13 protein-coding genes are annotated in these 13611 nt (G+C 37.6%); 10 read left to right on the forward strand and 3 right to left on the reverse strand.

What is annotated here, in order from left to right; all coding sequences use genetic code 11:
* Position 1: 1 nt before the first annotated feature.
* From glmS to FA584_RS10070, 9 genes are all read left to right on the forward strand, one after another.
* Positions 2 to 1813 carry a glutamine--fructose-6-phosphate transaminase (isomerizing) gene (glmS, locus tag FA584_RS10030; RefSeq protein WP_096047135.1) on the forward strand — a complete coding sequence of 604 codons (1812 nt, stop codon included), beginning with the start codon at positions 2 to 4 and terminating at the stop codon, positions 1811 to 1813.
* 23 nt (positions 1814 to 1836) lie between these two features.
* Positions 1837 to 3666, forward strand: coding sequence for a GGDEF domain-containing protein (locus FA584_RS10035; RefSeq protein WP_096047136.1), 1830 nt, complete (start codon positions 1837 to 1839; stop codon positions 3664 to 3666).
* A gap of 8 nt (positions 3667 to 3674) precedes the next feature.
* Positions 3675 to 4547: a radical SAM/SPASM domain-containing protein gene (locus tag FA584_RS10040; protein ID WP_167749358.1), complete on the forward strand. Its 873-nt coding sequence runs from the start codon at positions 3675 to 3677 to the stop codon at positions 4545 to 4547.
* Positions 4547 to 4918, forward strand: a complete 372-nt coding sequence (locus FA584_RS10045) for an HIT family protein (RefSeq protein WP_167749359.1) — start codon at positions 4547 to 4549, stop codon at positions 4916 to 4918. Before FA584_RS10040 ends, FA584_RS10045 begins: the two co-directional genes overlap by 1 nt.
* A gap of 79 nt (positions 4919 to 4997) precedes the next feature.
* The gene (locus FA584_RS10050) at positions 4998 to 6314 is read left to right on the forward strand and encodes a M99 family carboxypeptidase catalytic domain-containing protein (RefSeq protein ID WP_096047139.1); all 1317 of its coding nucleotides are present in this window, start codon (positions 4998 to 5000) and stop codon (positions 6312 to 6314) included.
* Positions 6315 to 6491: 177 nt separating this feature from the next.
* Entirely contained in the window at positions 6492 to 7721 is a 1230-nt protein-coding gene (locus FA584_RS10055; RefSeq protein ID WP_167749360.1) for an EAL and HDOD domain-containing protein, read from the forward strand.
* Between the two features lie 73 nt (positions 7722 to 7794).
* Positions 7795 to 7983 (forward strand): Rdx family protein, encoded by a 189-nt coding sequence (locus FA584_RS10060; RefSeq protein ID WP_167749361.1) that lies wholly within the window; start codon positions 7795 to 7797, stop codon positions 7981 to 7983.
* A gap of 43 nt (positions 7984 to 8026) precedes the next feature.
* A complete protein-coding gene (locus tag FA584_RS10065) occupies positions 8027 to 9586 on the forward strand; it encodes a potassium channel protein (RefSeq protein WP_167749362.1) in 1560 nt (519 codons plus the stop codon).
* Positions 9583 to 10278, forward strand: coding sequence for a potassium channel family protein (locus FA584_RS10070; RefSeq protein WP_096047143.1), 696 nt, complete (start codon positions 9583 to 9585; stop codon positions 10276 to 10278). The genes FA584_RS10065 and FA584_RS10070 overlap by 4 nt, the downstream gene beginning before the upstream one ends.
* Here the strand turns inward: FA584_RS10070 and FA584_RS10075 are convergent.
* The 3 genes from FA584_RS10075 to FA584_RS10085 are packed head-to-tail and all read right to left on the reverse strand — an operon-like array spanning position 10273 to position 13110.
* Positions 10273 to 11184: an AEC family transporter gene (locus FA584_RS10075; protein WP_167749363.1), complete on the reverse strand. Its 912-nt coding sequence runs from the start codon at positions 11182 to 11184 to the stop codon at positions 10273 to 10275. The genes FA584_RS10070 and FA584_RS10075 overlap by 6 nt on opposite strands.
* Before the next feature lie 2 nt (positions 11185 to 11186).
* Positions 11187 to 11546 carry an SUI1 family translation initiation factor gene (locus FA584_RS10080; RefSeq protein ID WP_167749364.1) on the reverse strand — a complete coding sequence of 120 codons (360 nt, stop codon included), beginning with the start codon at positions 11544 to 11546 and terminating at the stop codon, positions 11187 to 11189.
* Positions 11515 to 13110: an ABC-F family ATP-binding cassette domain-containing protein gene (locus FA584_RS10085; protein WP_167749365.1), complete on the reverse strand. Its 1596-nt coding sequence runs from the start codon at positions 13108 to 13110 to the stop codon at positions 11515 to 11517. Before FA584_RS10085 ends, FA584_RS10080 begins: the two co-directional genes overlap by 32 nt.
* 304 nt (positions 13111 to 13414) lie before the next feature.
* On the opposite strand from FA584_RS10085, the gene FA584_RS10090 reads away from it, so the two are divergent.
* Entirely contained in the window at positions 13415 to 13609 is a 195-nt protein-coding gene (locus FA584_RS10090; RefSeq protein ID WP_167749366.1) for a hypothetical protein, read from the forward strand.
* Positions 13610 to 13611 lie beyond the last annotated feature (2 nt).

Consider the following 13611-nt stretch of genomic DNA (forward strand, 5'->3'; position numbering starts at 1 on the left):
TATGTGTGGAATTGTTGGCTATATTGGAACAAAAGAAAAACGCAATTTTTTGCTAGGTGGTCTCAAAGAACTTGAATACAGAGGGTATGATTCAGCAGGAATTGCCGTCCTTAAAGAGGGCGAAATTACCGCGTTTAAAGCCACAGGAAAACTCACGAATCTTGCTCGCAAAGTGGAAAACTTTCACTCAGAAGGATTTGGTGTCAGCATCGGACATACGAGGTGGGCAACACATGGTAAGCCAACCGAAGCCAATGCACACCCTCACTGGGGAGAATTTTCGTACATCATTCATAACGGTATCATCGAAAACTACAAAGAGATCAAAGACGAGCTTTTAAAAGATGGTGTAAAATTTTTAAGTCAAACCGATACAGAAGTGGCGGTTCACCTATTTGAAAAGAACGTCAGAGAACTAAAAGATTGTTTTAAAGCATTTGAAAAAACGGTTGCTTCATTGCAGGGCGCTTACGCTATCTTGCTAATCAGTAAAAAAGCGCCCGATGTTATCTTCTTCGCCAAAAATGCCGTTCCTTTATTGCTCGGTAAAAGTACGAGTGGTGAAGTTTATTTTAGCTCTTCAGATGCACCCCTTATCGGACTTGTTCAAGAAGTTGTTTACCTTGAAGATGGCGAATATGGTTGGGCAAAAAATCAAGAAATCACCCTTTTGAACAATCATGTACCACAACATCTTGACTTTAAAACACTAACGCACGATAAACTCTCAGCCCAAAAAGATGGTTACCGCTACTTTATGGAAAAAGAGATTTACGAACAATCTTTAGTGGTGGGTGAAACATTAATGGGTCGAATCAAAGACAATTCGATTATCTTGGATGAACTCTCTAGTCTTGATCTTACCCATATTGATGCCATTAAAATCTGCGCCTGTGGTACCAGTTATCACGCGGCTCTAAGTGCGTGTTATATGTTTGAACGCTTGGCAAAAATTCGCTGTAATGTGGAAATTGCCAGTGAATTTCGCTATAAAGAACCACTTTTAGATACACGAACGCTTTTTATTGTTATTTCACAAAGCGGTGAAACGGCAGACACACTAGAAGCACTCAAGATGGCAAAACAGAGTGGTATGCGAACCCTCGCCATCTGTAATGTCGATAACTCTTCAATTGTGCGAACCGCCGATATGACTATTCTCACTCGCGCCGGTATCGAAAAGGGTGTTGCAAGCACAAAAGCATTTGCAACGCAGGTCATTACACTTTGGCTTTTGACTCTTTATGTGGGTGAGCACAAAAAAAGTATGGATGCTCTAACGTTGCAAAGCGAAATTGCAGCCTTACTTCGTGTCCCGCTCATTCTCAAAGTCAGTGAAACAACCCATGAAAAAATTCGCCGCCTCTCCAAACGTTATTTACACGGGCATGGCTTTTTCTTCATTGGTCGCGATATTTTCTATCCACTTGCACTTGAGGGCGCACTGAAACTCAAAGAGATCAGTTACCTTCATGCAGAAGGTTACCCCGCAGGAGAGATGAAACACGGTCCTATCGCACTTGCCGATAGTGAGCTTTTCACCATTGCGCTAATGCCCAAAAATCTCTTATACGATAAAATGAAAAGTAACGTTGAAGAGTTGAGCGCACGTGATTCTACCCTCTTGGTGATCAGTCCAGAGCCATTTGAATTAGCCGATGATTTTATTAAAACGAAACCTCATACACATATGATGGGAGAATTTTTTGAGATGATGCTCATTACCCAACTCCTTGCTTTAGAGATTTCGATTCGCCTTGGAAACGATGTGGATATGCCTCGCAATCTTGCAAAAAGTGTGACCGTAGAATAATGAATGACATGTAAGGAAGGGTGATGCAAAAAAAGCTTTCTTTGATTATTGTTGGAACGATTTTTATCTCATTTATGCTATTAATGGTTATATCAGCACTTTCTATCCGCAATTTAGGAATCAAGAATGCTGAAGAAAAAGCACAAATTATTGCCAATTTAGTGCAAGATGGACTGAGTGCTCATATGCTTAGCGGCACAATGGCTCAAAGAGAATTTTTTCTCAAAAAAATCAGTACGGCAAAAGGTGTCGATGCTCTCTGGGTCGTACGCAGTAACTCGGTCATCAATCAATTTGGCAAAGGATTTAGCAACGAAGTAGCACGCGACAGTATTGATGAAGAAGCTTTAAACAGTGCTACCGTGCATAAACAAATTATCGAAGACTCCGGCAATGTCAAATTACGCGTCACAACGCCTTATATCGCAACCGAGCATGGTACGCCCAACTGTATGCAATGCCACCAAACCAAAGAAGGGGAAGTGCTAGGCTCTATTAGTATCGTCTTTGATATTACCGAAGCACGTACGAATGGCATTTTGAATGCTTTGATGATTTTAGGCTTTTCAATTGTGATCATGCTGTTGGTCTTTTTGATCATCAATAGGTCTATGCGCCCTTTAATGGAAATTTTCCATTCCATTACGTTTGTTATGAACAAAGCACAAGAGGGTGAATACGTCAGGCGTGTACGCTGTTCAAGTCAAGAAAAAGAGTACCAAAATGTAAAATTTGGTATCAACTCTTTATTGGATAAACTGGAAGGGACACTTACGGATATTGAGATGACCGTCAAGAAATTTTTGGCACTCTCACCTAATCACCAACCTGATCTTTTGTTAGAAACTCAAAGCATTGTCCATGAACTCTCAGACATCTATCAATTTAAACGTACGATCGAATTTGACGAAGATAAAGAACAAGTCTATCATCGTATCGGTTCTATTTTGCAACACGATATTGGACTGAAAGATTTTGTACTCATCGAATCAGGGAAAAATGACATTCACCCCAATATTGTCTTTGATGCTTCCTCTCAAAAGCGTTCGATTAATTTAAATTGTCGCGCATTACGCACCAAACAGACCGTTACATCCGATCAATTTCGTGATATCTGTGGATTGTGCAACACCTCTGCATCCCACTTGTGTATTCCTTATTTGATTAGCAGTGATTTAGAATTGCTTTTAAGTATCTGGGAACGAACGCCTGAAGAGCTGACCCACACCAAAACTCTGCTTCCAAAAATACAAAATTACATTGATGCCGCACGTCCAGAATTGGTCAGTAAAAACTTGACGGAAATTTTAAAAGTCTCTTCTACTACCGATGCTTTGACAGAGCTTTATAACCGCAAATACCTTGATGAATACATCGAAAAAGCGCTTTCCCAAGCGAAACGCAATGGCATTATCTATGGTATTCTCATGATTGACATTGACTGGTTTAAGATGGTCAATGATACTTATGGACATGATATTGGAGATCGCGCGATAAAAGCCCTTTCACAAGCACTCAAAGCCAATATTCGTGAATCCGATACAGCTTTTCGCTTTGGTGGTGAAGAATTTTTGGTTTTACTGTATGAATGCGAAGATGCGATGGTCATGCAAATTGCAGAAAAGATACGCCTTGCCTTTGAGAAAATGCCTATTCAGTCCAATACGAGTGCTACATTTTACAAAACACTGAGTGTAGGGGCATCTATCTTTCCTAAAGATTCTGATTCACTCTGGAAGTGTATTAAATTTGCAGATATTGCGCTTTACAATGCAAAAGATAGTGGTCGCAATTGTTGTAAACGTTTTGATCCAAGTATGATTGAAACCAAAGAACTTAGAAACGACTTTTAAAGGTACGTATGAAATTTTACCGCGTCTATGTCGAGCTCACCAATATCTGTGGGCTCGCATGCAGTTTTTGCCCTCCTAAAACACTTCCAACACACAGCATGTCACTTCTTTTTTTTGAACACGTGCTGGATGAATTAAAGCCTTACACCAAAGAGATAGCCTACCATATGGGCGGTGATGCACTCACACTTTCCAATTTAGAAGCCTATTTGGATATGACATGTAAAAAGAATTTTAAGGTCATGCTGACAACCAGCGGCTATTATTTGAGTAAGCATAATCTTCAAACACTTTTACATCCTGCCATCAAACAGATCAATATCTCGCTCAATAGTTACAATAAAAACAGTATGCCACTCTCTTTTGAAGCCTATATGGAACCTATTATCAAACTCTGTGCGCTTAAATTAGAGCATAGCCCAAACCTTTTCATCAATCTGCGTTTATGGAATAGGAACGAAACTCATAGTGAAGAAACATTTAATGAAAAGATCTTTACCTACCTCGAAAAAGTCTTTCACACACCTTTACATGTAAAGACACTTTATGAGCAAAAACCTCGCTCCATCCGCTTAAGTGAAAAAATACGCCTTCACTTTGACGACTATTTTGAATGGCCTAGCCTTCAGTCCAGCCACCAGAGTGATGGAACCTGCCAAGGGCTTCGTTCCCATTTTGGCATTCTCAGCAATGGGAAAGTCGTGCCGTGCTGTCTTGATAAGGATGGCGTCATGGAACTGGGAGATTTACATGTAAACGCACTGAGTGAGATTCTCAATACTCCACGCACCAAAGCGATTATTGAAGGGTTTAAACACGACAAAGCCGTAGAAAGTTTATGCCAAAAATGCACCTATAAAAACCGTTTTAAGGAAAACTAATGTCACAAAAACTTTACGAAAATGACTATTTTTATATCGAAAAAGAGAATGCCCTTATCCCTTGGGTTAAAATCTTTACCCAAAAACCCTACAAAGAGCTAAGCGATTGTGATCCAATGACTCAAGAAGTTCTCTTAAAAGCAATGCTCGTTGTGGAAGAGACCATGCGTTTTTATTACAATCCCAAAAAAATAAATATTGCGATGTTTGGTAACTATGTTCCACATCTGCACATACACGTTATGGCACGTTTTGAGGAAGATTCACACTTTCCTGAATCCATGTGGGGCATCAAACAACGTGAATCCAATCTTCATCTACCAAGTTTTGATAATTTTGTTACTATTTTGCACGATAAATTACGTAGTTGACCCCATTTTTGGGCATAGTTTAATCTCTCTTTTGGTAATCTTTAGGATAAATTTAGAAAATAATCATTAAAGATAACGAATGAAAAAAGTGGTTCTTAGTCTCTGTTTTGTACTCTCAACGTATGCGCTTAGCGCTAATTTACACTACTCCCTCATCAAAAAGGAGAGTGGCAAAGAAGGAAGCACCCTTCTCATTGTAGGTGGAATTCATGGCGATGAACCTGGAGGCTACTTTGCACCGATGCTTCTGTCCAGATATTATAAAATAGAAAGCGGCACTCTTTGGATCGTTCCAAACCTTAACTTTGATAGTATTGTCAAAAACTCTCGTGGTATCAACGGCGATATGAACCGTAAATTTGCCAAAATTGAAACCAAAGACAAAGATTTTGACACGGTTACAGAGATCAAAAAGCTTATTTTAAACCCTAAAGTAGATTTGACCTTAAACCTACACGATGGACAAGGTTTTTACCGCGAACATCAAATTGATAAGAACTTTAACCCAAAAGCATGGGGACAAGCAACCATTATTGATCAACAACAAATCCCCAATGCAAAGTATGGCAATCTTGCCGATATCGCAACCAAAGTGAACCAAGAGACAAATGTTGGACTCATCGAAGATGTGCATGAATTTAATGTCAAAAACACCAATACCAAAACGCAAGACAAGGCGATGCAACAAAGCCTAACGTATTTTTCTATCACCAATAACAAGCCAGCTTTTGCGATTGAAACCAGTAAAAATATTACGAACCTTTCACAAAAAGTTTTTTATCAACTCAAAACGATTGAAAAATTTATGAATGTCATGAACATCAAATATTCACGCTCGTTTGATCTGACAGAAGAAAACATCAAGAAACTTCTTCATGATGAGGGAATTATAGAGATTCCTCCAACCAAAATCATGTTAGATCTCTCCACACTTAAACCTTATATCAAATTTTTTCCTATGAATAAAGACAAACTTGTCTATACAAGCAATAACCCACTAATAGCGGTTATCAAAGAAAAAGATGAATACAAGATCATGAATGGCAATATGCTGGTTTCAACACTTAAACCTGATTTTATTGAATTTGAACACTCTTTAAATGACGTTAGTTTGATTATTGATGGCAAAAAAACAACAGCTAAAATTGGCTCTTTGATTAGCGCTAAAAACAGTTTCCAAGTCGACCCTATTAACGGATATCGTATTAACATCATCGGTTTTTCAAAACCGGGCGTTGTAAGTGAAGGTGGTATCAAGGTTGAACCAAAAGATTTTATCAAAACGTATGCGATTGATAAAGATGAAACCACTTACATGGTACACTATTACAAAGATAAAAAGTTTTGCGGTATGGTGAATATCAAATTCGAAGATGAGAAAAAAAGTAAGAAATAACGTTTCCCCTCAATGAGAAAAATTTCCCAGCTCAAATGAGCAAGCCTTGTGACACTCTCGTGGGAAAGTAAACCACCATTGTGCACAATGGTGGTAGATGCAAACACATTGACACTGTCATGTGTTATTCTAAAATGAGTTCATCAAAGAACTTTCTTAAAGATTAAGGAGCATTGTGTGAGCACTTACGTGGGTAGACAACCTATTTTTGATAAAGAAGGTGTGTGCTTTGGGTATGAGCTCTTGTACCGTTCATGTGATCAGAATAATATAGCGACGTTTCAAGATAGCGCTAAAGCAACAGCACGTGTAATGGTCAACATGGTTCACAATATTGGTCTTGCGCCTATTATTGGACAAAAAGTAGGTTATATCAATGTTGATGAGACGATGCTCTTTAGTGATGCTATTTTACTTCTCCCTAAAGAACATTTTGGCTTTGAGATTCTAGAACATACACAAGTCTCCCCAGCCTTATTTGAACGTGTGAAGCATTTAAATAGCCTTGGGTATCGTTTTTCGCTAGATGATTTTGATTGCAGCGATGCCATGATCAACGCTTATACGCCACTTTTCCCTTATATTGAAATCATCAAAGTCGATATCCAAGCGATTGGTCTTCCCAATCTTAAAGCCTCTATTGATAAACTTAAAACACACATTCCTCTCCTTGCAGAAAAAATAGAAACGCATGAAGAGTATGAAGCCTGCCGTAAACTTAACTTTCATTTGTTTCAAGGGTATTTTTTTGAGAAACCTGTTATTTTAAGCGGCAAACAAATTGAGCCGCTAACCGCCAATGCCTTAAGATTGATGAACTGTATTCAAGGGAATAATGATGTTGCTTACATCACAGAAAAGTTTGAAACATGTCCTGATCTTGTGTATAACCTTTTACGTCATGTCAATTCGGGTGCTTATCATTTCAAAAATAAAATTACATCCATTAAACAGATGATCTTACTTTTAGGACCTCAAAAAATTCTTTCATGGTTAGGACTTTTTTTATACGGTGCACCCCAAAATCACCCCTTTGGAATAGAAATTTTCAACAATGCAAAATTTAGAGCTAAAGCGATGGAAGAACTTGCCCTTACCTGTAAAAAAGCCGAACTTGCAAACAAAGCTTTTTTAACGGGGAGTCTTTCATTAATAGATACGTATTTGAATATTTCCATGCTAGAATTTCTCAATCATGTCAATCTCGATGATGAAATTAAAACAGCCCTTCTCTTTCATGAGGGATTTTTAGGTGAACTACTGTTTATCGCAACAGAAATGAACCATTCAAGTGATACGGATGCGACTATTTCTGCACTTAAACATTACCCTTGTTTTAAGACAGATCAATTGTATAATGCTTGCACCAATGCAACTCTTTTTGTCGAAAATACAGAACACGAATAAAACATAAGGAATGAATATGAATATTGTCATCTACTACTGTACACGCTGAGGATATATGCCAAGAGCTTTCCGTGTGAAAGATGAAATTTTAAGTGCCTATCCAAATGCCAAAACAACCCTTTCACCAAAAATAGGCGGATTTTTCGATGTTGTCGTTGACGACATTGTTATTTTTTCCAAAACGGAAAAAATTGGTACACCCATAGAGCGCTTTCCTGAAGTGGGAGAGATAGTTTCACTGCTTCAAAAAGCAGGTTATTAGCCTTTACATGTAAAGGCATTGATACTTTTTTTAAAGGTTTTAAATGGGCTATATTACGACCCTTTTTGTTCGATTTGCCTATTTTTTAGATGCATCCATACGCTACCATCGTGCAAAAGAATTTTGCAGGACACTTTTGGAGTCACAACACTCTAAACTCAAATTTTACTTTGATATTTTCATGGTTTTACTGGTTGTTTTCAGTGTTCTTTTCCTTCTGTATGAGGTAAAACATCCTGATGGACTACCCTATTTAGATGCTTTTGTACAATTTTCTTTAATTGTTTTTGTCATCGAATATCTTCTACGCTTTTGGATTTATTCAGATAGTCATAAGCTCTTTTTAGAGGCATATGATCATGCAACAAACAATGACATCCCTTTCTCTCTAAGACGTGCACTTTTTATCATCATTAAGAAAAAACTAGACTATATTTTTTCACCTCTTGCGATTATTGATCTTTTAGCGATTTTACCAAGCTATCGCCCTCTTCGTTTTTTAAGAATTTTTCTTCTTTTTAGAATTTTTAAGCTCTTTCGTTATGCCAGAAGTATGAAAACCTTTACGGAGATCATTACGGAAAAAAAGTTTGAACTCTTTACCTTAGCGATCTTTGCAAGCTTTGTTATCTTTACGGGAAGCTCTGCTATTTATATTTTTGAGACACATCAAAATCCAAAAATAAACACCCTTTTTGATGCTATTTATTGGGCAATCGTAACCATGGGTACGGTTGGATATGGTGACATTGTTCCCGTCACGACAGAAGGTATGGTTGTTTCCATGCTTCTTATTATCTTTGGTGTTGCGATTATTGCGTTTTTGACGTCTATTATCGTTTCATCGTTTCAAAGTAAGCTTATTGAGCTGAAAGAGAGCCGTACCTTTGCCGATGTCGATAAATTGGAAAACTACATTGTTATCTGCGGATACGGACGTGTGGGAGAAGTGGTCGCCAAAATGCTCCACGAAGATGGCTACAATCTAGTCATTATCGATAATGATCCATCCAAAATTAAATTGGCACAACAAAGAGGACTTATTGGCATTGTTGCAGATGCCTCTAAAAGTAAAATACTCGGTGCTCTAGGTGTTGGTAAGCGGGCAGCACAAATCATTTGCGCAACCAATAGCGATGAACTGAATGTCTTTATCACCCTCACCGCGCGAAGCCTCAGTAAACAGATTATTATCATCGCACGCGTCATTAAAAATACCCATAAGAAGAAATACTTTTTAGCAGGTGCCAATTACGCTTTTGGTGCCGATGAAACCATAGGATTAATGGGGGCGCAATATATTGATCAACCGATCTCTTATGCAGCCCTTGAAGAGATGCTCACAGAGAATACTGGCGTTATTTTTGATATCATCTCCATTCATGAACATTCCTGCTTTACCAATAAAACGATTGAAGTACTCTCACTTCATGAAAAAAGGCTACTTCTTTTTGGTATTTTACGTAAAGACGAGAGCGTCCCTTTTCATTTTAATCCATCGAACGATTTTGTACTTAAAGATCATGACATGCTCATCATCATGGGGAGAAAACACCACATCAATATCCTACGCAAACTCAATGATAAAAGGAGTGTTCTATGAATGATAGTAAAATTCTCCTTTTTGGTTTTACACGTTCCGCTATCGAGATAGGAACAAGGCTTAAAGCACAAGGTTATACTTTTACCTATATTGACAACGATCCAACATTGTTACCAAGGGCAAAAAAACTTGGATGCAATCTTTTAATACTCGACTACAGCGATGATGAAACACTTGTGACTCTGGGGATTGGAGAAGATGTCAAATTCGTCTTTACCCTTTTTGAAGAAGACGTTCAAAATGTTTTTTTAACACTTTCAATTCGCTCCCTTGATCCAAAAGTTGAAATTATTGCAACAACTCACACTAAAGATGCCATTCATAAACTTGAAATTGCAGGAGCAAGTACCGTTTTAGATCCCTATCAAATGTGCGGTAAAAGAATCTATAAACTGATTACCCAACCTGAAGTCATGCAGGTGCTTGATGAAACTATTTTTGGAACAGAAGACATTAATATGGAGCAGATTACTATTACGGCTCACTCTACTTTAAACGGTATCATGCTCAAAGAGTGCTATCCAACACAGAAGTACAACATGCTTTTAGTGGGAATTCATGATAAAGAGCTCAAAAAAGAGTTTATTTTTATCACGGAAGGACACGACCATAAACTTGATTCTGGTGATATTTTAGTTGTTATCGGGCAGAGTGCTGAGATTGAGCGCTTTAAGATGGATTATCAGCTATAAGAGCGGAACGATTAAAAACAGTGTTCCAACACACGCTAGTGTTTCAAGTGTGGTGATAGACGCCATCAATGAAACATCTCCGCCAAGCTCTCGTGCTAATATATGTGCTGAAGTCGCTGTTGGCATCGAAGCAAAGATAACAGTGATACATAAACTCATGCCTACCAGTCCCATTAATTGGGCTAGCCCATAGGCGATCATGGGGAAAATGACCAATTTGGCAACACTTGAAACCACTAACTCTTTTTTAGCATGTTTCAAATATTTAAGTTCTAACCCTACACCAACGGACAACAATCCCATGGGTAAGGCTGCATGACTGACAATAGCAATACTTTTTAAAATAAAAACAGGGAGAGAAATACCAAAAGCATTAATGGCACCACCAATAACACAAGCACCAATTAAAGGATTTTTAACGATTGTTTTAAAAAATGAGCTTAGAGAAAATTTGCCATCGCGCGTATAAATTGCAAAAACAGAGATACATAAGATATTGAGAAATGGAATGGCAAAGGCAATTACAATTGCGGCTAAAACCAATCCTTCTCCACCATAAACAGCATTGACCAAAGCTAAAAAAACATAAGTATTAAAACGAATGCCCCCTTGAACAATGGACGTAAATGCCCTATTTTCAAAATGTAAAATCAAATTCAGCAAAATTAAAATGATTAAAATAATAAAAATCCCAAAGAGGGAAGCTAAGACAAGATTGACGGTATAGGTTAAATCAATTTTAGCAACAGCCAACTCGTATACCAACAAGCAAGGCATGAGAACATAATAAGTAAATTTATCCATCTTTGGCCAAAAATCCGTTGATGGAAATTTTGCATGCTTAAATGCATACCCAATAAAAATAATTAAACAAATAGGGAGAAGTGCATTCAGTACATAGTTCATTATTATCCCTTAAATCGAAATCCTTCATTCACTAAAAAGCCTTTGAGTTTTTCACGACATTCGCCTTGAAATTCCATCCATTCTTCTTTACATGTACCGCCACTGCCCAGCTTTTTTTTAAGCAAAGAGCAGAGTTTGGTCAAATCTTCTTTTTCAAGAAAAAAGGGACCAACCATCGAAACAGGCTTACCTTGACGCTTTTCCATCTTTAACACTAAAAAATGTTTCGAAGGAAGTTTGATTTCTGTTGACTTTGAGGAAGTTTTTTCTTCCTCAAAATGCCATCCATCCTCTTTATCGAGCGCAGAGCCAATGCTAAAAAGTAACTTTTTATCTGCCATATGTCTCTCTAAAGGCTTCATAATCACCTTTAAAATCAATCACTGTTCCATCCGGATGCAGTTCAATAATACGTGTTGCAAACGCATCAATGAGCTCTCTATCGTGAGTAACACAGATAACATTTCCAGGGAATTTAAAGAGCCCTTCTCCTAACGCAATAATAGCCTCGAGATCAAGGTGATTATCGGGTTCATCAAGGACTAAGAAATTGCCTTTTTGAAGCATCATTTTAGAGAGCATCATGCGATGTTTTTCACCACCACTCAGCTGTGAAACACTTTTCTTTTGCTCTTCACCAGAGAAAAGCATACGTCCTAGGCATTTTCTAATCTCATCAAGATCTTTTTTCTCATCATACTGTTGTAGCCACTCAAAGAGTTGAAAATCACCCGTAATAATATCGGTTGTATTTTGAGGAAAGTAGCTTGGAATAATCGTTGCGCCCCATTTAATTGTGCCAGCATCTGATTCTAATTGTTCCATAATGATGTTACAAAGTGTTGTTTTACCCACACCATTGTGTCCAATCAATGCTATTTTTTCGCCTTTCTCAACTTTGAAACTCATGTTATGAATGACTTTTTGATCGCCATAGCTTTTTTCAATCCCTTCAACTTCAAGGACTTCGTTACCGATGTCGCGTCCCATACGGAAAACAATACTTGGATCACGGCGTGAAGATGTTTGAATGTCAGCGATATCAAGTTTTTCAAGTCTTTTTTGACGGGAAGTAGCTTGTTTTGCTTTAGAAGCATTGGCTGAAAAGCGTCTAACAAATGCCTCAAGTTCCTCTTTCTCTTTCAGTTTTTTATCTCTATCCACTTCTTGTTGTTTGGCAATTAAGTTTGCTGCCATATACCATTCATCATAATTACCCGTAAATTCGCGGATTTTTTTAAAATCAACATCTAAAATATTGGTAACAACAGAATTAAGGAAGTGTCTATCATGTGAGATAACCACCATCGTACCCTCATGGCGTAGTAATTGCTCTTCCAACCACGAAATCGCTTCAAGGTCTAGGTTGTTGGTAGGCTCATCCAAGAAGAGAACGTCAGGTTTTGGATAAAGTACTTGGGCGAGCAAAATCTTAAATTTATCACCACCGGTAAGTTCACTCATTAATGTCTCTTGAGCATCAACAGGAAAGCCAAGAGAGCCTAAAATTTTCTCAATATTCACTTCTACTTCATAGGTTGGGTCTTCTTCTGCACAGATAATCTCAAGCTCGGCTAAACGGTCATTCACTTTATCATCTGCAAAATCACCGGTAGCATACAAGTGCTCTTTTTCTTTAATCGCATCAAACAAACGTTTGTTGCCATACATAACCGCATCTTTAAGGGTAAACTCTTCGAAAGCATATTGATTTTGATTTAAAACACCGACTCTTAGGCCATTTTCAATTGAAATATTGCCACTGGTTGCTTCGATTTGTCTTGACAAAATTTTTAAAAAGGTTGTTTTTCCAGCGCCATTGGCACCAATAAGACCGTAGCGTTTACCTTTGTCGAGTTTTAAATTGATATTTTCAAATAAAAGCTGATGCGCAAAACGCATCGTTAAATTGTTCACTTCTACCATAGATGACTCTTTCTTTTTTTCGCGGATTATAACACCCTATAGCTTGTTTCCACATTTATCTCTTAGTATGATGCAAATATGTAAATTATCTTCATAAAATTGTAATTATCTCAGTAAACCTAGTATCCCCATTTAAAGCTGAATTCAGAACTTTAGAAAAATTCAAACTAAGTAGATGTATTATTGAAGCGGTTATTAAGATTTTATTCTAAATATTATATCCTTAATCTTGATATAGTATTTTCAAAGTTAACCTAGCGATTTAATTGTTCACGATAGTTGAAATTGGATTGGAGCACAAGTGATGATAGATTTTCATACGGTGTATTTACTGACACATACTATGTCACTTTTGTATATTGAAGATGATTCTTCGTTTTTAGAGGAAAGTAGTGAAGTTTTTAAAGAGCTTTTTGAAGAGGTTGTTACAGCGACAGATGGCGAAATAGGTTATATAGAATACGATCAATTCTTTCAAAAAAACTGGCTCATTCTTTGATA

It is taken from the genome of Sulfurospirillum diekertiae (assembly GCF_011769985.2).
GTDB lineage: Bacteria > Campylobacterota > Campylobacteria > Campylobacterales > Sulfurospirillaceae > Sulfurospirillum > Sulfurospirillum diekertiae.